The sequence below is a fragment of the Allobosea sp. 05T439 genome, assembly GCF_056396005.1.
On sequence record NZ_JBFTKP010000009.1, the window covers coordinates 197,370 to 219,805 of the forward strand.

Below are 22,436 nucleotides of genomic sequence, written 5' to 3' on the forward strand. Positions count from 1 at the left end.
TGCATGACGCGCAAGGCCCGGTCCTATTACTCGACGGGCTGGCCGTGCATCGCCCAGTCCTTGAAGCCACCGCGATAATGGCTGTCGATATCGAGCCCGGCCGACTGCGCGAATTCCAGAGCCCGCAGCGAGCGCACGCCGGCCGCGCAGGAGAACACGACGCGCTTTCCAGGCGGATTGGGCAGGTCGGCGGGGTTGAATTGGGACAGCGGCCGCKAGACCGAGCCGGGAATATGCCCGGCGGCGAATTCATGCGGCTCGCGCACATCCACGATCAGAATGGAATCAGCCGCAAGCCCGGCCTTGATGTCGTCGATATCGAGATCGTTCACGGTCACGGCTGCCATCCAGTCCAGGCTAATCCAGTAGCTTCACCAGATAGAGCGTGAGGGCTGGAAATGCCACCACGATGCCAAGCCGGATGATATCGGAGAGCACGAAAGGCAGCACCCCGCGATAGATCCGCGTGACCGGGACATCACGCGCCAGAGAAGCGACGACGAAGACGTTGAGGCCGATCGGCGGGCAGGTCATCCCGATCCCGACCACGATCAGGACGAGGATGCCGAACCAGATCGCGATATCGTCGACAGGCATGCCGAAATCGAGCGCGGTCACGATCGGGAAGAACACCGGCAGCGTCAGCAGGATCATGGCAAGTTCGTCCATGACGCCGCCGAGCACGATGTAGAAGACGAGCAGACCGACCAGGACCGAATAAGGCTGCCAGCCCGACGCCGCAATCATTTCGGCCGCAGCGGTCGGCACCTGGGTCAGCGCCAGGAAGGCGTTGAAGATCTCGGCTCCGAGCAGGATCGCAAAGATCATCGCCGAGGTCTCGGCCGTCTGCAGGATCGCCTCGCCGATCTCCTTCAGGCCCAGCGTCCGCCGGAACACGCCGATCATCAACATGACAAAGGCCCCGACCGAGGCCCCCTCTGTCGGGGTAAAGATCCCGCCATAGATGCCGCCGACCACGATCAGCGCGACTAGCATCGCCGGGATGACACCGAGCAGCGGACCAAGCCTGTCGCGCCAGGCGATCCGCTCATGCGCCGGACCAAGCGTGGCGTCGAGCCGGGTCATGAGCGCGATGGTGATGCAGTACATCGCGGCCGCCATCAGCCCCGGGATCAGGGCCGCCTTGAACAGCTTGGCAATGTTCTGCTCGGTCGAAATCGCGTAGACGACCAGGATCACCGAGGGGGGGATCAGGATACCGAGCGTGCCGCCGACGGCGGTGACACCACAGGCGAAGCCGGGGTCGTAACGGTAGTGCCGCAGCTGCGGCAGCGCCGCGCGCGCGAAGGTCGCCGTCGTCGCAACCGAAGACCCGCAAATCGCGCCGAAGCCCGTGCAGGCCCCGATCATCGCCATCCCGAGCCCACCACGGCGATGGCCKACAAAGGCCGACGCGGCCTTGAACAGGTCGGATGCCAGGCCCGATCGCTCGGCGAAAGCCCCCATCAGCACAAAGAGGGGAATCACCGACAGCGTGTAATTGGCGAAGATCTGATAGGGCGTCGTCTTGATGTAGTTGAGGAACGGCTCCAGCCCGTTGAGCTGGATGTAGCCGAGGCCACCAACCAGCATCATCGCCAGCCCGATCGGCAACCTGACGACCATCAGCGCGAGAAGCGCGACGAAGCCCGTGATGGCGAGGGTAAAGCCGCTCACGCGCGCGCCCTCACCAGCCGGCTGGCGCTGACGAACGAGGTCAGCGAAACCAGCGCGGCCAGCACGGCGCAGAGCGCGATCGGGAGATAGCTCGGCAGCTGCAGGACCATCGTGTTCTCGCCGCTCGCGAAGGCCGCCAGCGCACCGGCCGCGAGTCGCCAGGCGATCAACGCCATKACCAGCGCATAGACGATGTCCCAGAGCGCATCGATTGCCCTTTGCCAGCGCAACGGCAGTTTCAGCGTGAAGGTGTCGACGAAGATGTTGCCGCGCCGAAGCTGGCAATAGGGCAGAAAGCAGAAGGCGGCGATCGCCGTCGCCATCTGCACCAGCTCGAAATCACCCGGGACGCCGGCCGCGCCGATCAGGTCGCTGCGCAAGGTCACGCTGACGACCACCATGGTCGCCAGCGCAATCAGCAGAACGCCACCCGCGATGGCGATCCCACGCACCAGAGCATCGAAGCCCGGCATCGTTGCCTCCCGGCCGCTGACCGCCATGATGCGCCGTCAAGCCGCCTTCTCGTGCTTGGCAAGCGCCGCCTTGGCGCTCTCCAGCAGCTTCGCGCCGTCGAGCCCCTTGTCCTTGGCGGCCTTGATCCAGCCGTCGATCACCGGCTCGGTCGTCTTGCGCCAGCGCGCCGCTTCGGCTTCGTCGAGCATGGTGATGGTATTGCCGCGCTTGCGAACCATTTCGGACACCACGACCGCCTGCTCGTCCCAGACCCTGCCGGCCATGGCAGCCGCAACAGCCCCCGAGTTCTTGTCGAGAACCGCCTTCAGCTCGGGCGCGAGCGAATCGTATTTCGCGCGGTTCATCGCCAGGATGAAGGTCGCGACATAGAAGGTCGGCGAGCCCGGGATCTCGGTGTGATACTTCACCAGCTCCTGGACCTTGATCGACGGCACGACCTCCCACGGCACGACGCAGCCATCGATGACACGCTGCGCCAGCGATTCCGGCACCTGCGGGATCGGCATCCCGATCGCATTGGCACCGAGCGCCCGCAGCGCTTCGCCGGCAAGCCGGGTCGGGAAGCGCAGTTTCAGACCCTTCAGGTCCTCCATCGTCTTCACCTGCTTGTTGGCATGGATCAGCCCGTGATCATGCGCCCAGAAGCAGATCGGTTTGACGTCCTTGAACTCGTCCTTGAGGTTCTGCCCGGCGTAGTCCGTCAGCGCCAGCGAATTGACCAAGGCGCGCTTGTTCGAGACGAAGGGCAGCTCGAAGGCCTCGATGCCGGTGAACCGCCCAGGCGTATTGCCGGGCAGCGTCCAGACGATATCGGCAACACCGTCACGAGCCTGGTCGAACAGCTGCGGCGGCGTTCCGCCAAGCTGCATCGACGGAAAGATGTCGATCTTGATGCGGCCATTCGATTCAGCCGCGACCTTGTCGGCCCAGGGCTTCAGGAACTTGGAATGGCCATTGGCGACGGGCGGCAGGAAGTGATGCATCTTCAGCGTCACCTCCTGGGCATTGGCGCGACTGACACGCATCACGGCCGGCGCGGCAACGGCCGAGCCGGCAAGCGTCAGGAATTTGCGGCGATCAAAACTCATTCATCCCCTCCCCAGAGGCCTGCTCAGGCACAGCATGACGGGCCATTCCCATAAGGAATGCCCTGTCCGCCTTATTGGTATGACAGATGAGCGCCAAAGCGCGGCTGACGCAAGAGCCGTCCGCTTGAAATTGACGCGGTCTCGACGAGCATCAGAGCGGCATGCGGGCCATCCCGCATGCCGTTGCTTCAGTAACCCGAAAGCGGATCAGGCCTTGGGCGGAATACGCAGCACCCAGCCGGGCATGATTAGGTCGGGATTCTTCACCGGCGGCGTATTGGCCTTGACGATCTCGGTGTATTTCGCGCCCTGCCCCTTGCCGTAATGCTCCTCGGCGATCTTCCAGAGCGTATCGCCCTTCTTGACCGTGTAGAACACGGCAGCGGGCGCTTCCTTCGTGACCGCCAGCTCGGACTCGACCTGCGCGACGCCCGTCGTGTTGCCGAGCGCAAGAATGATCTTCTCGGCCTCTTCGGTAGAAACCGCCTTGCCGGACACCTTCACCTTGTCGCCATCGATCTGGATATTGACGTCGGAGGGCAGCCCGTGCCCGGCCAATTCCTTCTGCAGAGCGTCGGGCGTCGCCGCCTGTGCCGAACCACCGAAGATCTTCGCACCGGCTTCCTTGATGAAACTGAACAGACCCATAGCTTATCCTCCAGTGTCGGGGCTGATATGAAGCCCGCTTGCCCCTGCAAGTTCAAGTTGAATTGCGTGATGCCGGCAAAGGGGGCGATATGCCGGCAGGTTTCACCATGACATGGCAGCTTGCGCGCTGCGGCAGCTTCCCTCCGTGCCCGCGGGCTGGCAAGAAGCTCGCGTCCTCAACGGAAGGCCCTTCCCATGCTTACCTTGGCCCAGGCCCAGACCATCCTCGCCAACACGCTCGCCCATGCCGAGAAATCCGGGTTTAAACCGCTCGCGATCGCCATCATCGATGCGCGGGGGGCCCAGAAGGCCTTTGCGGCGCAGGACGGCACCAGCCTGAAGCGCGGCGAGATCGCATTCGGCAAGGCGCATGGCTCCGTGGCGCTCGGCCTCGGGTCGCGCGCCCTGCACAAGATGGCGCTCGACCGCCCCTATTTCATTGAAGCAGCAACCCATGCGGTCGGCGGATCGCTCGTGCCGGTCCCGGGTGGTGTGCTCATGCGCGATGGGGCCGGCGTGCTGCTTGGCGCAATCGGAATCTCGGGAGACACCTCGGACAATGACGAGGCAGCGGCCATCGCCGGGATTATAAGCATAGGCCTTGTTGCTGACACGGGCGCCTGAAACAGGAAATTCTTCTCTTTTCCGGCTACCGCCTACGCTTGGGCGGGGGTTTTCATTGCATCGCAGCAGGATTTGCTGCATCGGCTCCCGCGCATGGCCGCAGGGAACACCCCGAGGGAATTCACGATGAGTGCCGAAATTGCCAACGAGAACGTCGCTGAGAGCGAGGTCATCGAAACCGACGTCGTGATCGTCGGCGCGGGTCCGTGCGGCCTGTTCGCGGTGTTCGAACTCGGTCTGCTCGATATCCGCGCCCATCTCGTCGACATCCTGCCGAAGGTCGGCGGCCAATGTGCCGAGCTTTATCCGGAAAAGCCGATCTATGACATTCCCGGTTTTCCGATGGTCACGGGACAGGGCCTGGTCGACAATCTGATCGAGCAGGTCAAACCCTTCGGCCCGACCTTCCATCTCAACCAGATGATCGAGTCGCTCGAGCCGACCGGCACGGCGGAGGCGCCGCGCTTCCGGGTGCGCACCGATGCCGGCACCGTCTTCAACACCAAGACGGTGCTCGTTGCCGCCGGGGGCGGATCATTCCTGCCGAAGAAGCCGCCGATCCCGGGGATCGAGGCCTATGAGGGCAACAGCGTCTTCTACGCCGTCCGGAAGATGGAAGCCTTCCGCGACCGCGAGATCCTGATCGTCGGCGGCGGCGATTCCGCGCTCGACTGGACCCTGAACCTGCAGCCCCTCGCCAAGCGAGTGACGCTGATGCACCGTCGCGACGATTTCCGCGCTGCGCCGCATTCGGTCGAGCAGATGCGGGCACTGGTCGCGGACGGTAGGATGGATCTGAGGATCGGTCAGGTCACCGGCCTGAAGGGCGACGGCACCGCACTGGAAGCCGCGATCTGTCGCGACAGTGCCAATGAGGCCTTCGAGGTCTCCTGCAATACCCTGCTGCCGTTCTTCGGGCTGACGATGAAGCTCGGACCGATCGCGAGCTGGGGGTTGAACCTGCACGAGAACCTGATCCCGGTCGACACCGAGAAATTCGAGACCAATGTGCCGGGCATCTTCGCCATCGGCGACATCAACACCTATCCCGGCAAGCTCAAGCTGATCCTCTCGGGCTTCCATGAGGCGGCACTCGCCGCCCAGAAGGTGCACCGTTATGTCTATCCGGAGAAGCGGTTGACCTTCCAGTACACCACCTCCTCGACCAGCCTGCAGAAGAAGCTCGGCGTCGCCTGAGGGCTAGGCGAGGCGAAACCCGCAAGGCTTCTCCTCGAGCAATTTGGGTCCGGCGATGCGTTCGTGTCGCCGGACCTTTCCTTTGGGGGGCGATCTGACGCATCGGCCCGAAAACTGGATTGCGACTTTCGGGAAAGCCGATCCAGTCGCGGAAAGGTAGACCATCGGACCGGATACGAAATCCGGTCCGATGATTTAGCGAACCAGGGTCGCAGTCTGCGGCGCTTGGCCGTGATCGCGGCTTTCGAACCAGCCGCCGTCTTCATAGAGACGTGGATTGGGCGTCGTGCCGGATCCCGCCGCCACGCGCGGCTCGGCAGCCGAAGGCGCCTCCTCGGGCACGATCGGTTCGACGCGATCGCGCAGCTCCGCGATGGCGCCCTCGACCGGCTTGAAACTGAAGCGCACCGTATGCGTCCCCGCCGGCACCTGCACGGCGCGAAACAGCACATTCGCCCTCAGGATATCGACGTCCGCGCCGTCGAGCTCCGCCCGCCACCATGGATGCCAGATGTCGTTGAGCAGGACGAAGCCAGGCCTGTCCGTCGTGACCGTGATCTCGACTTCGGTGTTCTGATAGCGCGTCAGCTTGACCTCGGCTTGCGCCGAAATCGGCCCTTCCGGCACCGCATCCGGCGGCACGCTATCGAGCAGCACAACCTGCTGCGGATCGATGTCTGGCCACTGGCCCGCAGATTTCATGCCGTCGAAATCGGCAAGCTGCCAGCCACCGACGAACATGGCGCGCGGCAAGGCCCGTGGGTTCTCGTAGATGTAGCCATCCCCCGTGAAGGCGACGAGCTTGAGATCATCGGATTTCAACGCGTGATCGACCTGGCCGATCGGAACCCGCGTCGCGATGTAGCGCAGGCCGAGGAGATCGGCGAGGCGGCAGCGATAGGAGGGAAAAAGCGGTGTAAACTTGCGCTGGTCCGGCGCAGCGATTGAGTCCCGCGTGCCGACCGCATCCGAGAAATCGGCCAGCCGCAACGGATTATAGCCGAGCGTATGGTCAAAGCCGTGAACCATCCCGACATTCGGCCATTCGAACCCCATGCCGAGCAACTCGACGCGGTCGCGGCGTGGCGAATCGGCCGGCTGGGCAACCAGTTGCTTGAGAATGTGGACGGTCTCGTTCTTCGTCTCCTGACGGAGCACGTCGTAGAGCTGCGGCGACAATGCAGTCGAGTCGTTGGGGCCGTTATTGACGCCAAGATCCGCGCCGACGACGCCGGCGACCAGGAGCACGCTGGCGAGCGGCGCCAGCGCGCCGCGCCAGCGCGTCAGCACGACCAGGACCAGCCCCGCACCCGCAAACCAGAAGGCCGCCGACAGGCTCGGCCACCAGGCGTCGGCAAGGTGCCCCTCGCGCTTCGAGATGAACAAGGCCGCGGCGACGAGCGCAGCGACGACCACTCCGGCAAAACCGAGATCGCGATACAGTGAACCGAGACGCTCCTCGCTCAGAATGCGATGCAGCACGTATCCTGCGAGCAGCGCACCAAGCGCGCCGATCAGGAAGGTCGCGTMGGCCGGGCGCCGGAAGACCTTCACGCCCGGCAAATACTCGTAAGCCGCCTGAAACAGCGGCGTGTAGCGCCCGAGCGCAAACAGAACCATGAAGACGAAGAGCAGCGTCAGCGGCCGGATGGCCTTGTCCCAGAGCCAGCCACGGCTCAGGCCCGGCGCGATCAGGAGCAACAGCGGCAGCGCCCCGACATAGACCTGCCCCATATTCTGCGACAGGAAGAGCTCCTTGGCATCCCAGGCCGGGCTGTAGGGGCCCCAGAAGTCCACGGCCGGATCGCGCGCGCCGAAAAGATCAGCCACGAAGGCGGTCAGCAGCGAGGCCGGATGCAGCGAGCCGCGCCCAGCTTCGATGAGATCGACCTCGGGACGAGTCGTCGCCTCGGCGAAAAGCCAGGTCCAGATCAGCGGCAGCAGAATCGTCGCTAGTCCCGCGATGCTCGCGACCGAAATCGGTGCGAGGCTCGCGCGGACGGCGGCCCAGCCGCCGGAGAACCAATGCGCGACGACCATTCCGATCAGCACATAGGCGCCCAGTAGGGCCACCTGGTCGGGCTCCAGCACCATCATGCCGGCGGCAAAGCCGGCGAGCGCGCCGGCGCGCAGCGACGAGCGCTGAAGCATGCGCGCCGTCAGCCAGAAGGCGATCGCAAAGAATGCGAGACTCGCGATCTGACCGACATGCTGCACACGCCAGGCCGCCGAAGCGCCAAAGGCGAAGGCGAGAGCGGCAAGCAGGCCGCCCGCCGGGTGCCAGCTGCGATCGCGGAAGAACATCAGGAAGGCGAGCCCGCCGGCGAGCAGGTGCGCCAGCACGTAGGCATCCACCATCCGGAAGCTCGGCGATGGCGTCAGCAGCGCGAGCAGGATGGCGGGCGAGAAGATAAGGGATTGCGGATCGGCAACCTGTGGCGAGCCGCCGAAGACATTATGCGTCCAGAATGGCGACTGGCCGCTATGCAGGGCCTGGGCGAGAAACTGAATCTGGGCCTGGAAATGCGCCTTGGCATCGAAGGGAATCGTGACCGCCCCCGAAAGCCAGGGCCAGCACAGGATGCTCCACGCACAAACAAATCCCAGGGCCGCCAGCCAATAGCCGGCGACCTGCCCTTCAAACCGCTTCACCCGGACCCCCAAGGTCCCCCGGCACGGACGGCCCCGTTGTGGGAACCTTCTTCCAGCCCAGTCAGTATTGCTGACCTTGCCAAGGCCCACGTGAACCGAAACTGAATGGGTTCACATTTTCGTGCGCCGGTCGAAAACAGGCTGAACGCTTTCGAAAGCCCGGAAGCCTCAGCGCTGCGCGGCGAGCCAGGCTCCGAGTGTGCGCCGCTCTGCATCCGTCATGCCGGTCAGGTTATTGGGCGGCATGGCATGGGTCATCACCGCCTGTGTCCGGATCGCGCGGGCCTGAACGGCGATCCGCTCCGGCTCATGCAGCCAGATTCCCTTGGGCGCAATCTGGATGCCGGGCCAGGATGGCTCCGGCGCGTGGCACATGGCACAGCGCCCGGTCACGATGTTGGCCACCTCGGCGGGCGGCAGGTTCATTCCCGCCAGAAGTGCCGGCCTGGCCGGTTCGATAGCCTTCAGGCCGAGCCGTTCGCGCCCGCCTGGTGACGATGCCATCGCCAACCAGAAGGCAAGCCAGAGCGCAACCAGTGCAACGGCCCAGGTCCACCATGGCGATTTCGCATGGTCGGCATGGCGGACATTGTAAAAATGCCGGATCAGCGCGCCGGCGATGATGATCAGCGCCACCAGGGCCGGAATGATCGCCGAATTCGCATAGGTGACGGGGTAATGGTTCGACAGCATCAGGAACAGCACCGGCAGGGTGATGTAATTGTTGTGCGTCGAGCGTTGCTTGGCCTGCTTGCCGAGTCTCGGATCGGGCTTCGCCCCGGCCGTCAATGCGGCGATGACCTTCCGCTGGTTCGGCATGATGATGAAGAAGACATTGGCGGTCATGATCGTCGCCATCAGCGCACCGGTATGGATCAGCGCGCCACGCCCGGAGAAGACCTGGCTGAAGGCGTAGGATGCGGCAATGACATAGCCGAAGCCGAGCAGGCCGAGCACGACCTCGTTCTTGCCCAGCGGGGACTTGCAGAGCCAGTCATAGAACAGCCAGCCCAGGGCCAGCGCGGCGATGCCGATCGCGCCCGCAGCGAAGGGCGATAGCGCCATGACCGCCGGGTCGATCAGATAGAGTTCCGACTGAGCGTAATAGACCCAGACCAGCAGGAAGAAGCCCGAGATCCAGGTCCAGTAGCTCTGCCATTTATGCCAGGTCAGCTCCTCCGGCATGCGCGGCGGGGCGACCAGATATTTGCGCATCTCGTAGAAACCGCCGCCATGCACCTGCCAGGCACGTCCTCCCTCACCTGCCGGGATATCGGCCTCGGGCCGCAGGGACGCGTCGAGATGGATGAAGAAGAAGGACGCGCCGATCCAGGCGATCGCCGTGATCACATGCAGCCAGCGCAGCAGCATGCCCCCCCATTCCAGCAGATAGGCGTCAAGCATGGGAAAGCCCCACTCCCCGAGGGCGCGCAATTGATTGACAGGGCCGAATCCGGGATGGAACCTTCATGATGCGTCCAGACTAGGGTTGGCCTTTTTCCGAACGCAAGCTTCGCCACGAGCAGCACACAGCATCAGCGGCTCGGCCGGCGCATTTTCAAGGGATTGGATGGGATGGGACGCCTCTCGACGCATGTGCTCGACACGGTCAATGGCAGGCCCGCAGCAGGTCTGACGCTCGCACTCGATCGCCTGACGCCCGATGGCAAGCGCGAGCGCATCATCGAGACCACGACCAATGCCGATGGACGCACCGACCAGCCTTTGCTCACCGGAGAGGCCGTCCTGCCCGGCACCTATGAACTGACCTTTGCGCTCGGTGCCTATTTTCGTTCACTCGGCACAACCATGCCGGAGCCGGCTTTCCTCGATGTCGTGCCGATCCGCTTTGGCATCGCTGACGCCGAAGGCCACTACCATGTCCCACTCCTGGCCTCGCCCTGGAGCTACTCGACCTACCGCGGCAGTTAAGGCATCGGCCCGAAAACCGGATTGCGGCTTTCGGTAAAGCCGATGCAACACAGAAGGCCAGACATCGCCGCCCGGCCTCAATCCTGGCGCCTCCCGCCAAATCAAGATCACCCTCGCGAGCATCAGCCATGAGCGACCAGACCTACCCCCGCGACCTCGTCGGCTATGGCCGCAATGCCCCGCATCCGCATTGGCCGGGCAATGCCCGCATCGCCGTGCAGTTCGTGATCAATTACGAGGAAGGCGGCGAGAACTGCATTCTGCATGGCGATGCGGCCTCGGAGGCCTTTCTCTCCGAGATCGTCGGAGCCGCGCCCTGGCCCGGCCAGCGCCACATGAACATGGAGTCGATCTACGAATACGGCTCGCGTGCCGGCTACTGGCGGCTTTGGCGCATGTTCACCGAACGCCACCTGCCGGTGACGGTGTTCGCCGTTGCGAGTGCGCTCGCGCGCTATCCCGAGATCGTCACATCGATGAAGGAGGCCGGCTGGGAAATCGCCACCCATGGGCTGAAATGGATCGACTATCGCAGCCTCCCCGCCGAGCAGGAGCGCGCCGATATCGATGAGGCGATTCGTGTCCAGCGCGCACTCACCGGCGAAAGACCGCTCGGCTTCTACCAGGGGCGTTCATCCGAGAACACGACGCCGCTGATGATGGAGGAAGGCGGCTTTCTCTACACCGCCGACGCCTACGCTGACGAACTGCCCTACTGGATCACCGGACCGAAGGGCCCGCAGCTCACGGTCCCCTATACGCTCGACGCCAACGACATGCGCTTCGCCACGCCGCAGGGCTTCAACACCGGCGAGCAATTCTTCACCTATCTCAAGGATTCCTTCGACACCCTCTACGCGGAGGGCGACGAGGCGCCGAAGATGATGTCGATCGGGCTGCATTGCCGGCTGGTCGGCCGTCCGGGCCGCGCCGCGGCGCTGGCCCGTTTCCTCGATTATGTCCGCAGCCATGACCGCGTCTGGGTCGCGACCCGGCTCGATATCGCCCGCCACTGGATCAGGCAGCATCCGCCGGCCGGGGGTTACCAGCCATCAAAGCTCCCGAAAGCCCTTTTCGCCGAGGTGTTCGGCCGGGTCTGGGAGCACTCGCCCTGGGTAGCCGAAACCAGCTATGACGCCGGTCTCTCGGCCCGCGAGGACAGCGCGGAAGGCCTGCACAGGGCAATGGCGAAGGCGATGCGCTCCGGTTCGCGCGACCAGCAGCGCGCGCTTCTCCTCGCCCATCCCGATCTTGCCGGGAAGCTCGCCGCCGCCAAGGAACTGACTCCGGAGTCGACGATCGAACAGGCCTCGGCCGGCCTCGACCGGCTGACCAGCGACGAGCGCGCACGCTTCACTGCGTTGAACGAAGCCTACAAGACCCGCTTCGGCATCCCCTTCATCATCGCAGTCAAGGGGCTCACCAAGAATGAGATCGTCGCTGCCTTCGAGGAGCGCCTGAAGAGCACCCCGGAGCAGGAATTCCTGACCGCGCTCGTCCAGGTGGAGAAGATCGCGCTGCTCAGGCTGCGGGATCTGTTGCCGGCGGGCTGAACTGCTCTACAGCCCGCTGACCAGATGGCCGCCATCGACGGCAACGACCGAGCCGGTCATGAAGCGGGCGGCGTCTGAGCATAGCAGCAGGAATGGGCCGTCGAGATCGGTGAGATCGGCGGCGCGGCGCATCGGGATGCGCTTGATCAGCGCCTTGCCCTCGTCGGTCTCGAAGAAGGCGCGATTGAGATCGGTGACGACATAGCCCGGCGCCAGCGCGTTCACCCTGATCTTGTGGCGCGCCCATTCCAGCGCCAGCGCCTTGGTCATCTGCACCAGTCCCGCCTTCGAAATCGCATAGGGCGCAACGCTGAGCGCCACGCGCTCGCCGAGGATCGAGGCGATATTGACGATGGCGCCGCCGCTTTCCTGCTGGGCCATCAAACGCGCGGCCGCCTGTGCGGCGAAGAAACAGCCCTTCAGATTGATGTCGAGATGCGCATCCCATTGCGCCTCGCTCAGGCTCAGCGCGCGCTCGGGATCGGCAACGCCGGCATTGTTGACCAGCAGATCGAGGCCGCCCATTGCAGCCTGCGCCTCCGGGATGCCGGTCTCGATCGCCGCGACCGATCCGATGTCGAGCGCGAGCGGCATCACCTTGCCCGGCAATCCGGCGCAGGAACGAGCCAGCTCGGACAACCGGTCGAGGCGGCGCGCAGCAGCAACGACATGCGCACCCCGCGCCGCGAGAAGCCGGGTGAAATACTCACCGAGCCCTGAAGACGCACCGGTCACCAGCACGCGCTTGCCCTGCAGATCCTCGAACATGCCGCTTCCTCACCGCTCCTCGATGCAACGCGAAGGGACACCGCCACAGTGCAGGGGTCAACCTGCCGATAGATGGCCCCTGGCGGCGGCGAACCGTGCTGCGCTGCGGAACAGGCCGGTCTCGCCTGCGTTCTGAACAAGGGTTCGGCCAGGAGGGATCACATGTTCCGGATTCTATTGATCATCGCCGTGATCGCCATCGGCTTTGACGCTGTCGTTCATCAGGGCGCCTATACCCGCGAGATATGGCTGGGCCTTGTCGGCCTGACCAACTCCCTGCTGGGCAGCATCAAACAGTGACACCTGGTTGCCGTGCATTCAGGCCGCGGCTCGCTCCTCGACGAGGGACGCGATCGCATCCAGCATCTGCGTGTCGTCCCCGGCCATTCCGTCCATCGCCGCCATGCGGATGATGACGGTGGCCGCAACCGTCTCCTCCACCGTATCCTCGGCATAGGCATAAAAGATCGTGGCGTGCTGACCGTCGCGATGGCAGCGGCCCTCGATCTGCTGCAGCTGGATCGCGCCGTGTCGCATGTCGTGGACKACCAGCGACCGCTCGCGCTCGCCGCCGGCCATCTCGCCTCGATGCAGGGAGATCGACTCCGTCACCGTAAAGACGACGACGTCGAGCGCCCCGGTCTGGAAGGCAAGCCGCGTCTCTTCATTGGCCTGCCCGGAATGCTCGCCATTGATCTCGCCGACCTTCCAGCCGCGCCCGCGCAGCATCTCCGTCAGCATCGCGCTGGTCTCGAGAAAGGCGACGGAGATCGCGACCTGTTCGTCATTGCCGAGCAGGTCTTCGACGAAATCGGCGGTGCCAGGAATACGCAGCAGGCTCGCCTTCTGGCGGAACCTGAGATCGGCCGCCCAGCCGGCCGGCTTGCGTGTCGAACCACCGGCCAGGCCGAGCTCCCGCCGGAACTCGCGCCATGTCGCGTCGTAGAGCCGCCGTGCCGACGCATCCAACGCGATCGGCGCCAGCTCACGCTGCACCTCAGGCCAGCCGGCGATCTCTTCCGGCCGCCGGCGCAATCCGATTGCGTTCTCGCCCCGGTACAGCAGATCCGACATGAGCTTCCGGTCCGCCTCGTTCGACTCCCAGCTCCAGTTCTTCCAGCGCCCCTTGGCCCGGCCAATCTTCAGGCGCTTCATCAGGGCGCGAAAACCGTCGAGATCGGCGCTCGGAGCACCGGCGGCCTGGGCCAGCAGCGATCCGAGATAGGAGAGTTCGTGCGGGGATTGGCCCGCCGTCGCGCTCATATAAATCGCGAAGCGGGCCGCCGCGGCCATCTGGCGACAGACCAGTCCCTGCTGCGAGTTCGGATTGCGGATGCGATGCGCCTCGTCGATCACCACGATCGGCCAGACCCGCTTCGGCGTCCCGAGCTTCGCGAGCTCGTTGTTCTTTGCCCGCGTCGAGCGCTTCTTGCTGTCGGTGGGGGCTGCGAGCAATGACTTCGTCCGCTCGAAATTCATCAGCGTGATCTTCTTCGGCGGCAGGCCGGAATGCGCGATGGTGCGCCGCCATTGTGGGATCGCGCCCTTGGGGCAGATCACCAGCACCTCGTCCTCCTGCATCGCGGCAACGGCGAGCCAGGCCGAAAGCGTCTTGCCGAGTCCCGTCAGATCGCCGAGCAGGAAGCCCGGCTTTCCAGCCGCCCGCGCGGCAAGGATCGCATCGCGCGCGACAAGCTGGTGCGGGTGCGGGATCATGATCTCCAACGGCGCCACGCCTCTTCCGGTCGGCTTCGTCATGCTCCCTCGGCTCCTCTCGCTTTGGCAGGCATGGCCGCCTGCCCGGTGCGCGGCGTCGCCGCCGCAGCCACGGCGTCGGCGGCCTGCAGTTCCGCGATCAACATGGTGATGAAATTTGTCACCAGCCGCGGCAGCACGCGGCCCGACATGGTCTGCACTTGCAGACTGCGCGGCGGCAACTCGCCATCCCTGAGCGGCAGCGCGACCACCGAGCCATCGCGGACCGAGGCGCCGAAGGAGATGCTGCTGGCGAACATCACGGCACCGCCGAGCTTACAGAGATGTCTGAGGCTCGCGACATTGGTCGTGACCAGAACCGGGTCGACGGTCAGGCCCCGCGCCGAGAAGTAGATATCGACGATCCTGCGCACCGTCGCCTCGCCATCGAGCACCCCGATCGGATGGGCGAAAATGTCCTCGATATGGATCGGCGTCTTGGTMGCCAGCGGATGGTGCGGCGCAACGAAGGCATAGGTCTGGGCCGCACATTGCCAGTTGATCGTGACCCCGCGCTCCGGCTGCAGCACGAAGGTCAGGCCGATATCGATCGAACCGGTGCGAATATGCTCGGTCACGACCTGCGGCGAGATGACCTTGAGATCGAAAGCAACATTGGGGTGGCGCCTCCGGAAGTTGTAAATGACTTCGGGGATGAAGCTGACGGCAAAGCCCTCGGTGACACCGAGGCGGATCAGGCCCTTGCTCGCGCTGCGCAACTCTCGGATTTCGTTGACGATCTGCTCGCTCTCGAGCTCCAGGCGCTGGGCATAGGCGGCAAGCGTCTGGCCGGCCTGGGTCAGGATCATGCCGTGTGAGCGCCGCTCGAACAGGCCGGCGCCGAGTTCCTTTTCCAGATTGGCGATCTGTCGGCTGACGGCCGAGCCGGCAACGCGCAGCCGCTGCGCCGCAGCGCTGACGGACCCTGTTCGCGCCACTGCCAGGAAATATCGCAACGCCGGAGTTTGCATGATCGGGCTTTAGCGATGCTTTGCCGGTTCGGCAACGATCCCTTCTATTCATTCTTATGGCGGCAAGCGCTTTCCTTAGGCAGATTTCAAACTGCATGCAGAGCGACGGATGACCGTTGCCGCACGTGGCTACACCAAGACGAGCGATAACGCTGCGAGGGGAAGAAGTATGAGATTTGTCACGAAGGCCATCGCGTTGGCCCTGGCTTCGACGGCTCTGGCCGCAGCGGGAGCGGCCACGCCGGCATTCGCCCAAAAGGCCGCCAATACCGTCCGCTTCGCCTATGATCAGGCACCTGAGAACGTCGACCCCTTCTTCAACAACGTCCGCATCGGCGTGATCATCGGCGCCAATGTCTGGGATACGCTGGTCTATCGCGACCCGGTCACCAACGAGTACAAGGGCCAACTCGCCAAGAGCTGGAAGCAGATCGACGACAAGACCATCGAGTTCGAGCTCCGCGAAGGCGTGAAGTTCCACAACGGCGAGGAATTCGACGCCGATGACGTGGTCTACACCCTGAATTTCGTCGCCAAGCCCGAAAGCAAGGTCGTCACCCAGGGCAACGTCAACTGGATCGAGAAGGCCGAGAAGCTCGACAAGTACAAGGTCCGCCTGACCACCAAGGAGATCTTCCCGGCTGCGATCGAGTATCTTGCCGGTCCAGTCGTGATCCATCCGAACGAGTATTACGAGAAGGTCGGCCCCAAGGGGCAGAACGAGAAGCCGGTCGGCTCGGGCCCCTACAAGGTCACGAACTACGTCCCCGGCAAGTCGATCACCCTTGAGACCAACAAGGACTACTTCAAGGATTCGCCCAAGGCGCAGGCCAAGGTCGGCAAGATCGAAATCCGCTTCATCCCCGACCGCCAGACCCAGATGGCCGAGATGCTGTCGGGCGGTGGCGACCTGATCATGCACGTGCCCAAGGATCAGGCCGACCAGCTCAAGACCGTGCCGATGCTGCAGGTCGTCTCCGGCGAGACGATGCGCATCGTCTTCATGCAGATGAACATCCTCGAGAACACGCCCTCCCCGGCGCTCAAGGATGAGCGCGTCCGCAAGGCGATCATCCACGCCATCGATCGCGAGGCGATGGTCAAGAACATCGTTGGCGACGGCTCGCGCGTCATCAATACGATCTGCTTCCCCTCGCAGTTCGGCTGCACGGACGAGGGCGCCGCGCGCTACCCCTACGACCCTGCCAAGGCCAAGGCGCTGCTCGCCGAGGCTGGCGTCAAGGACCTCACGCTCGACATCGTCGCCTATCGCGAACGCAATCAGACCGAGGCGCTGATCGGCTATCTCCAGGCCGTCGGCATCAAGACCAACCTGCGCTTCCTGCAATACGCCGCCATGCGCGAGCTGATCGCCACCAACAAGGCGATGCTGACGCACCAGACCTGGGGCTCGTTCTCGGTCAACGACGTCTCGGCCAACACACCGAACTATTTCGCCTTCCGCAGCGAGGACATCACCCGTGATCCGCAGGTCCGCGACCTGCTGAACAAGGGCAACAACTCGGTCGCGCCGGAGGTCCGCAGGGAGGCCTATAAGGAGGCGCTGAAGATCATCGCCGACAAGGCCTATGCCGCGCCGCTCTATTCGCTGCCGGTCTATTACGTCGCGAACAAGGACCTGATCTTCAAGGCCTATCCGGACGAGCTCGTCCGCTTCTGGGAAATGAGCTGGAAGTAGCACGCTCTCCGCTCAGATCGAGCCAAGCGTCTTCCCGGATCGGTGCTGACCGCGCCGATCCGGAATCCATGCCTGAGCGTCTCGGAACAGGGATTCAGATGTGGATCCCCGCTTTCCGGCGCGCTCAGGCCGGGATGACCAGGGATTCCGTTCCCCATGAACATCATTGGAAGCACCACGTGTTAGGCTTCATTCTCAAACGGCTGGGTCTGGCGCTGCTTGTCGCGCTCGCCGTCTCGGCCATCGCCTTCTTCCTGTTGCGCCTGTCGGGCGATGTCGCGGTCGCGATCGCCGGCGAAGGTGCGCAGCAGGCCGATATCGACCTGATCCGTGAGACCTACGGCCTGAACCGGCCGATCCTCGTGCAGTATCTCGACTGGCTCTGGCGGACACTCTCCGGCGATCTCGGCACGTCGATCTATTTCAAGACGGACGTCGCCTCGCTGGTGATGGCCAAGCTCCCGGTAACGCTGATCCTAGGCCTGACATCGCTCGCCTTCGCGCTGCTGATCTCGATTCCGCTCGGCGTGCTCGCGGCGATCTACGCCAATAGCTGGATCGATCGCGTTGCGCTGGCGATCGCCGTCGTCGGCCAGGCGATGCCGAACTTCTTCTTCGCGCTGATCCTGGTGATGCTGTTCTCGATCACCCTGCGCTGGCTGCCGGTTTCCGGCTCCGATAGCTGGCTGCACTACGTCATGCCGACCGTGGCGCTCGGCTATTACGCCGCGCCTGCCTTCATGCGGTTGATCCGCGCCGGCATGATCGAAGTACTCTCCGCCGACTACATCCGCACCGCCCGTGCCAAAGGGCTGCCACCCGGCAAGGTCGTGTTCAAGCACGCGCTGCGCAACGCGGTCGTCCCCGTGGTGGCGCTCGCCGCCGTCCAGCTCGGCTTCCTGCTCGGCGGCTCGGTGGTGATCGAAACGATCTTCGCGCTCGATGGGCTCGGCTACCTCGCCTATCAGAGCATTACCTACAAGGATTTCCCGGTCATGCAGGTCGTCGTCCTGCTGCTCTCGGTCGTCTACGTCCTGCTTACGCTCGCGGCCGATATCGCCAATGCCTGGCTCGACCCGCGCATCAGGGTGGCTTGATCATGAGCGAAACCGCACTCTCCGCTCCCGACGCTCCCGAGCTTTCCGAAGCCCGCAAGCTGCTGCGCCGCATGCTCGGCCAGAAGGCCTTCGTCTTCGGCGTCGGCCTGCTGCTGCTCTTCATCACAATCGCGCTGCTCGCGCCGGTTCTGGCGCCACATGATCCCTATCTGCAGAACCTGACGGCCCGCAATGTGCCGCCGTTCTGGTACGAGAAGGGCAATTGGGCCCACCCGCTCGGAACCGATCCGCTCGGGCGCGACTATCTCTCACGCCTGCTCTACGGCGCCCGGATCTCGCTGCTGATCGGCATAAGCGTCGTCGTCATCTCGGGCCTGATCGGCACGACGATGGGMCTGCTCGCCGGTTATTTCGGTGGCCGCATCGACATGCTGATGACGTTCCTGGTGACGACGCGCCTGTCGATGCCGGTGATCCTGGTCGCGCTTGCGGTCGTCGCCATCGTCGGCTCCTCGCTCTGGATCGTCATCCTGGTGCTCGGCCTGCTGAAATGGGACCGGTTCGCGGTCGTCATGCGCAGCGCAACCCAGCAGGTCCGCTCGCTCGACTATGTCGCCGCCGCCCAGGCCGCCGGCGCCTCGACCACGCGCATCATCCTCGGCGAGGTGCTGCCCAACATCGCTCCGCATCTCATCGTCGTCGCCACGCTGGAAGCGGCGAGCGCCATCCTGCTCGAGGCGGCGCTCTCCTTCCTCGGGCTCGGCGTGCAGCCGCCCCTGCCCTCATGGGGGCTGATGATCTCCGAAGCCAAGGCCTACATGTTCTTCTCGTTCTGGCTCATCGCCCTGCCCGGCACGGCGCTCGCCGTGCTCATCTTCGCGATCAACCTCGCCGGTGACGGCCTGCGCGACGTGATCTCGCCGGAGGGTCGCACCTGATGCAGGCCGCCGACAACACCGTGATTCTGGATGTCGACGGTCTCACCGTCGACATCGCCACCCCGCGCGGCCCGCTCCATGCGGTCCGCGACCTCTCCTTCAAGGTCGAGCGTGGCAAGACACTCTGCCTCGTCGGCGAGTCCGGCTGCGGCAAGTCGATGACCTCGCTTGCGATCATGGACCTGCTGCCGAAGGCTGCGAAACGCAGCGCCCGCAAGCTCGGCTTTGCCGGCGAAGACCTCGCCAGGGCTGGTGCCAAGCGCATCAACAGCCTGCGTGGCAACCGCATGGCGATGATCTTCCAGGAACCGATGACGGCCCTCAATCCGGCCTACACCATCGGCGACCAGATGACCGAGGCCTATCGCCTGCACAAGAAGGCGAGCGAGACGGAGGCACGCGAGCGCGCGACCCATCTGCTCGACAAGGTCGGCATCGCCAATGCCGCCCAGCGTCTCGGCCAGTATCCGCACCAGCTCTCGGGCGGCCTGCGCCAGCGCGTGATGATCGCCATGGCGCTGATGTGCGGCCCCGAACTGCTGATCGCCGACGAACCGACCACGGCGCTCGACGTCACCATCCAGGCGCAGATCCTGAGACTGCTTGCCGACCTCCAGCAGGAGCTCGGGATCGCCATGGTGCTGATCACGCACGACCTCGGCATCGTCGCGCGCATCGCCGACTGGGTCGGCGTGATGTATGCCGGGCAGATCGTCGAGGAAGGCCCGACGGAAGCGATCTTCCGCCAGCCGCGCCACCCCTACACCCAGGGACTGATCGACTGCATTCCTGTCCCCGGACGCACGGAGCCGGGCGGCAAGCTCGGCGTCATTCCCGGTGTCGTTCCCTCGCTCATCGGCGAGATCAAGGGCTGCAGCTTCCGCGATCGCTGTCAGCACGCTGAAGCGGCATGTGCGCAAACCCCACCCTTGCGCCACCGGCCTGACGGCCAGAGTTGGCGCTGCATCCTGGAGGACGCGGCATGAGCGGCGCTCTCTCGCCTCCCAACCTCGCGCAACCCGAGATCCTGCTCGAGGCCCGCGAGCTGACCMGTTCCTTCTCGGTCAGCCAGGGCCTGTTCAAGGGCAAGCGCACGCTGCACGCGGTCAACGGCGTATCGCTGGCGATCGCCAAGGGTGAGGTGCTCGGCATCGTCGGCGAGTCCGGCTGCGGCAAGTCCACGCTGGCGCGCATGCTGCTCGGCCTGTTGCCGCCTTCGAGCGGCGAGATCGCGCTCTCCGGCGAGAATGTCGGCAAGCTCGGGCGGCTCGGCATGGCCAGGCGGGTGCAGCCGGTTTTCCAGGACCCCTATTCCTCGCTCAACCCGCGCCGGACGATTGCCTCGATCGTCGCGCTGCCGCTCGCGGTGCAGGGCCTTGGCACAGCGGCCGAGCGGCGCAAGCGCGCCATCGACATCCTCGAGAAGGTCGGCCTTCCCAGGCGCTTCGCGGACCGGTATCCGCGCGAGCTCTCGGGCGGCCAGCGCCAGCGCGTCGCCATCGCACGTGCGCTGATCCTAAACCCCGAGATGGTGGTCTGCGACGAGCCGACTTCGGCGCTCGACGTCTCCGTGCAGTCGCAGATCCTCAACCTGCTCAACGACCTGCGTAGCGAGCTTGGCCTGACCTATGTCTTCATCAGCCATAATCTCGTTGTGGTGGAGCATATCGCGACCCGTGTCGCCGTGATGTATCTCGGCCGGGTCGTCGAGCTGACCGATACCGCGACCCTCTTCAAGGCGCCGCGCCATCCCTACACCAAGGCGCTGCTCGCCTCGGTGCTGACGCCGGAGCCGGGCAAGGGCATCCCGGAAACCGGCCTCGGCCTCGCCTTTCCCGACCCGCTCAACCCGCCGCCCGGCTGCCCCTTCCATCCGCGCTGCCCGGCGAAGATGGCGCAATGCGCGACGGTGACGCCAAAGCTGCGCCAGGACGAGAGCGGGCTGGTCGCCTGCCATCTCTACGAATCCGCCGCCTCAGGCGCGACTGCATCCTGACATCCAAGGAGACGACCATGACCCGCGCCAAGGCGATTGCGCATGCATATGACTATTTCGACAGCGGCAAGTTCAAGAGCGACCTTACGCGCCTCGTAGCGATGCCGACCGAGAGCCAGAACCCCGAGCGTGCTCCGGTTCTGAGCGAGTATCTCGAGAGGGAAATGCAGCCGCTGCTGGAATCGCTCGGCTTCACCTGCAGGACGCTGAACCATCCGCGCGCCAAGGGCCCGTTCCTTTTCGCCGAGCGTATCGAGGACCCGAGCCTKCCGACGATCTTCGGCTATGGCCATGGCGACGTGATCCGCGGCCTCGACAAGCAGTGGAGCGAGGGCCTCTCTCCCTGGACACTGACCGAGCGCGGCGACCGTTGGTATGGCCGTGGCGTCGTCGACAACAAGGGTCAGCACGTCATCAACATCAACGCCCTGCGTGCCGTCCTCGAAACGCGCGGCAAGCTCGGCTTCAACGCCAAATATCTGATCGAGATGGGCGAGGAATGCGGTTCGCCCGGCCTGCGCGAGCTCTGCACCGAGCAGAAGGAGCTGTTCAAATCCGATGTGCTGATCGGCTCGGACGGGCCGCGCCTCAATGCCGAGCGCCCGACGGTCTTCCTCGGCTCGCGCGGCGGGGTCACCTTCGATCTCACCATCACTGCCCGCGAAGGCGGCCACCATTCCGGCAACTGGGGTGGCATCCTCTCCGATCCCGCCATCCAGCTGGCCCATGTCATCGCTTCGATCGCCTCCCCGACCGGCCAGATCCGCATCCATGAGTGGGTGCCGAAAGAGTTGCCCGAGCCGGTGCGCAAGGCACTCGCCGATTGCGAGGTCGATGGCGGCCCGGACGGCCCGACGATCGATCCGGAATGGGGCGAGCCCGGCCTGTCGCCCGCCGAGCAGGTGTTCGGCTGGTGCTCCTTCGACGTGCTGGCGATGAAGTCCGGCGTGCCGGAAACCCCCGTGAACGCCGTGCCCCCGAGCGCCTGGGCCCGCTGCCAGCTCCGCTTCGTGGTCGGCATCGACCCGCAGGAGGTGCTGCCGGCGCTGCGTCGTCACCTCAAGCGCCACGGCTTCGGCATGGTCGAGGTCACGCTCGCTCGTGACGAGATCTTCAACGCGACCCGCCTCGATCCCGAGGATGCATGGGTGCATTGGGCGCTCGCTTCGATCGCCAGGACCACAGAGAAGAAGCCCGCGCTGCTGCCCAATCTCGGCGGCTCGCTGCCGAACGACATCTTCTCGGAGATCCTGGGCCTGCGCACCATCTGGGTGCCGCATTCCTATCCCGGCTGCTCCCAGCATGCTCCCGACGAGCACCTGCCCGTCGCCATCGCGCGCGAGGGACTCGGCATGATGGCGGGCCTCTACTGGGATCTCGGCGAGGGCAACACGCCGGCACTCTGA

General features: G+C 64.7%; 21 protein-coding genes. 11 read left to right on the forward strand and 10 right to left on the reverse strand.

Annotated features, from left to right (window positions below):
• Nucleotides 1-26 precede the first annotated feature (26 nt).
• The 5 genes from AC1DIO_RS13365 to lysM form a co-directional block, all read right to left on the reverse strand.
• The gene (locus tag AC1DIO_RS13365; protein ID WP_476853497.1) at nt 27-347 is read right to left on the reverse strand and encodes a rhodanese-like domain-containing protein; all 321 of its coding nucleotides are present in this window, start codon (nt 345-347) and stop codon (nt 27-29) included.
• Between the two features lie 10 nt (nt 348-357).
• On the reverse strand, nt 358-1,677 hold the full coding sequence (locus tag AC1DIO_RS13370; RefSeq protein WP_441506263.1) for a TRAP transporter large permease: 1,320 nt from the start codon (nt 1,675-1,677) through the stop codon (nt 358-360).
• Entirely contained in the window at nt 1,674-2,150 is a 477-nt protein-coding gene (locus AC1DIO_RS13375) for a TRAP transporter small permease (protein WP_441506264.1), read from the reverse strand. The genes AC1DIO_RS13370 and AC1DIO_RS13375 overlap by 4 nt, the downstream gene beginning before the upstream one ends.
• Nucleotides 2,151-2,186: 36 nt before the next feature.
• Entirely contained in the window at nt 2,187-3,239 is a 1,053-nt protein-coding gene (locus AC1DIO_RS13380) for a TRAP transporter substrate-binding protein (protein ID WP_476853498.1), read from the reverse strand.
• A 207-nt stretch (nt 3,240-3,446) separates the two neighbouring features.
• Nucleotides 3,447-3,887, reverse strand: a complete 441-nt coding sequence (gene lysM, locus AC1DIO_RS13385) for a peptidoglycan-binding protein LysM (RefSeq protein ID WP_043237577.1) — start codon at nt 3,885-3,887, stop codon at nt 3,447-3,449.
• Between the two features lie 195 nt (nt 3,888-4,082).
• On the opposite strand from lysM, the gene AC1DIO_RS13390 reads away from it, so the two are divergent.
• Both AC1DIO_RS13390 and AC1DIO_RS13395 read left to right on the forward strand, forming a co-directional pair.
• A complete protein-coding gene (locus AC1DIO_RS13390; RefSeq protein ID WP_441506266.1) occupies nt 4,083-4,511 on the forward strand; it encodes a GlcG/HbpS family heme-binding protein in 429 nt (142 codons plus the stop codon).
• Between the two features lie 126 nt (nt 4,512-4,637).
• Nucleotides 4,638-5,708: an NAD(P)/FAD-dependent oxidoreductase gene (locus AC1DIO_RS13395; RefSeq protein WP_441506267.1), complete on the forward strand. Its 1,071-nt coding sequence runs from the start codon at nt 4,638-4,640 to the stop codon at nt 5,706-5,708.
• Between the two features lie 195 nt (nt 5,709-5,903).
• Here the strand turns inward: AC1DIO_RS13395 and AC1DIO_RS13400 are convergent, their stop codons facing one another.
• Complete coding sequence (locus AC1DIO_RS13400; protein WP_476853499.1) at nt 5,904-8,360, reverse strand: hypothetical protein; 2,457 nt, start codon at nt 8,358-8,360, stop codon at nt 5,904-5,906.
• 168 nt (nt 8,361-8,528) lie between these two features.
• Entirely contained in the window at nt 8,529-9,764 is a 1,236-nt protein-coding gene (locus AC1DIO_RS13405) for a urate hydroxylase PuuD (RefSeq protein WP_476769351.1), read from the reverse strand.
• A gap of 171 nt (nt 9,765-9,935) precedes the next feature.
• Between AC1DIO_RS13405 and uraH the strand changes: the two genes are divergently transcribed.
• Both uraH and puuE read left to right on the forward strand, forming a co-directional pair.
• A complete protein-coding gene (uraH, locus tag AC1DIO_RS13410; protein WP_441491541.1) occupies nt 9,936-10,292 on the forward strand; it encodes a hydroxyisourate hydrolase in 357 nt (118 codons plus the stop codon).
• A gap of 128 nt (nt 10,293-10,420) precedes the next feature.
• Nucleotides 10,421-11,845, forward strand: coding sequence for an allantoinase PuuE (gene puuE / locus AC1DIO_RS13415; RefSeq protein ID WP_441506270.1), 1,425 nt, complete (start codon nt 10,421-10,423; stop codon nt 11,843-11,845).
• Between the two features lie 6 nt (nt 11,846-11,851).
• On the opposite strand, the gene AC1DIO_RS13420 is transcribed toward puuE, so the two are convergent.
• Nucleotides 11,852-12,613, reverse strand: coding sequence for an SDR family NAD(P)-dependent oxidoreductase (locus AC1DIO_RS13420; RefSeq protein WP_441506271.1), 762 nt, complete (start codon nt 12,611-12,613; stop codon nt 11,852-11,854).
• Between the two features lie 162 nt (nt 12,614-12,775).
• Here AC1DIO_RS13420 and AC1DIO_RS13425 point away from each other — a divergent pair, with 162 nt between their 5' ends.
• Nucleotides 12,776-12,913: a hypothetical protein gene (locus AC1DIO_RS13425; RefSeq protein WP_162768072.1), complete on the forward strand. Its 138-nt coding sequence runs from the start codon at nt 12,776-12,778 to the stop codon at nt 12,911-12,913.
• Between the two features lie 18 nt (nt 12,914-12,931).
• Here the strand turns inward: AC1DIO_RS13425 and AC1DIO_RS13430 are convergent, their stop codons facing one another.
• Nucleotides 12,932-14,371, reverse strand: coding sequence for an SNF2-related protein (locus tag AC1DIO_RS13430; RefSeq protein ID WP_441506272.1), 1,440 nt, complete (start codon nt 14,369-14,371; stop codon nt 12,932-12,934).
• Nucleotides 14,368-15,339, reverse strand: a complete 972-nt coding sequence (locus AC1DIO_RS13435; RefSeq protein ID WP_441506273.1) for a LysR family transcriptional regulator — start codon at nt 15,337-15,339, stop codon at nt 14,368-14,370. The genes AC1DIO_RS13430 and AC1DIO_RS13435 overlap by 4 nt, the downstream gene beginning before the upstream one ends.
• Nucleotides 15,340-15,508: 169 nt before the next feature.
• Here AC1DIO_RS13435 and AC1DIO_RS13440 point away from each other — a divergent pair, with 169 nt between their 5' ends.
• The 6 genes from AC1DIO_RS13440 (at nt 15,509) to AC1DIO_RS13465 (ending at nt 22,436) form a co-directional block, all read left to right on the forward strand.
• A complete protein-coding gene (locus AC1DIO_RS13440; protein ID WP_441506274.1) occupies nt 15,509-17,038 on the forward strand; it encodes an ABC transporter substrate-binding protein in 1,530 nt (509 codons plus the stop codon).
• Nucleotides 17,039-17,217: 179 nt separating this feature from the next.
• Nucleotides 17,218-18,135: an ABC transporter permease gene (locus AC1DIO_RS13445; protein ID WP_441506275.1), complete on the forward strand. Its 918-nt coding sequence runs from the start codon at nt 17,218-17,220 to the stop codon at nt 18,133-18,135.
• 2 nt (nt 18,136-18,137) lie between these two features.
• Nucleotides 18,138-19,034 (forward strand): ABC transporter permease, encoded by an 897-nt coding sequence (locus AC1DIO_RS13450; protein ID WP_441506276.1) that lies wholly within the window; start codon nt 18,138-18,140, stop codon nt 19,032-19,034.
• Nucleotides 19,034-20,020, forward strand: a complete 987-nt coding sequence (locus tag AC1DIO_RS13455) for an ABC transporter ATP-binding protein (protein ID WP_441506277.1) — start codon at nt 19,034-19,036, stop codon at nt 20,018-20,020. Before AC1DIO_RS13450 ends, AC1DIO_RS13455 begins: the two co-directional genes overlap by 1 nt.
• Nucleotides 20,017-21,030 carry an ABC transporter ATP-binding protein gene (locus tag AC1DIO_RS13460; RefSeq protein WP_476853500.1) on the forward strand — a complete coding sequence of 338 codons (1,014 nt, stop codon included), beginning with the start codon at nt 20,017-20,019 and terminating at the stop codon, nt 21,028-21,030. The genes AC1DIO_RS13455 and AC1DIO_RS13460 overlap by 4 nt, the downstream gene beginning before the upstream one ends.
• Nucleotides 21,031-21,047: 17 nt before the next feature.
• Nucleotides 21,048-22,436, forward strand: a complete 1,389-nt coding sequence (locus AC1DIO_RS13465; protein ID WP_441506279.1) for a M20 family metallopeptidase — start codon at nt 21,048-21,050, stop codon at nt 22,434-22,436.

What these genes read in the sequence shown, in the direction of transcription:
- AC1DIO_RS13380 (WP_476853498.1), bottom strand. Translation starts at nt 3,239, where the DNA reads ATGAGTTTTGATCGCCGCAAATTCCTGACGCTTGCCGGCTCGGCCGTT.
- lysM (WP_043237577.1), bottom strand. Translation starts at nt 3,887, where the DNA reads ATGGGTCTGTTCAGTTTCATCAAGGAAGCCGGTGCGAAGATCTTCGGT.
- AC1DIO_RS13390 (WP_441506266.1), top strand. Translation starts at nt 4,083, where the DNA reads ATGCTTACCTTGGCCCAGGCCCAGACCATCCTCGCCAACACGCTCGCC.
- AC1DIO_RS13395 (WP_441506267.1), top strand. Translation starts at nt 4,638, where the DNA reads ATGAGTGCCGAAATTGCCAACGAGAACGTCGCTGAGAGCGAGGTCATC.
- AC1DIO_RS13405 (WP_476769351.1), bottom strand. Translation starts at nt 9,764, where the DNA reads ATGCTTGACGCCTATCTGCTGGAATGGGGGGGCATGCTGCTGCGCTGG.
- uraH (WP_441491541.1), top strand. Translation starts at nt 9,936, where the DNA reads ATGGGACGCCTCTCGACGCATGTGCTCGACACGGTCAATGGCAGGCCC.
- puuE (WP_441506270.1), top strand. Translation starts at nt 10,421, where the DNA reads ATGAGCGACCAGACCTACCCCCGCGACCTCGTCGGCTATGGCCGCAAT.
- AC1DIO_RS13420 (WP_441506271.1), bottom strand. Translation starts at nt 12,613, where the DNA reads ATGTTCGAGGATCTGCAGGGCAAGCGCGTGCTGGTGACCGGTGCGTCT.
- AC1DIO_RS13425 (WP_162768072.1), top strand. Translation starts at nt 12,776, where the DNA reads ATGTTCCGGATTCTATTGATCATCGCCGTGATCGCCATCGGCTTTGAC.
- AC1DIO_RS13440 (WP_441506274.1), top strand. Translation starts at nt 15,509, where the DNA reads ATGAGATTTGTCACGAAGGCCATCGCGTTGGCCCTGGCTTCGACGGCT.
- AC1DIO_RS13455 (WP_441506277.1), top strand. Translation starts at nt 19,034, where the DNA reads ATGCAGGCCGCCGACAACACCGTGATTCTGGATGTCGACGGTCTCACC.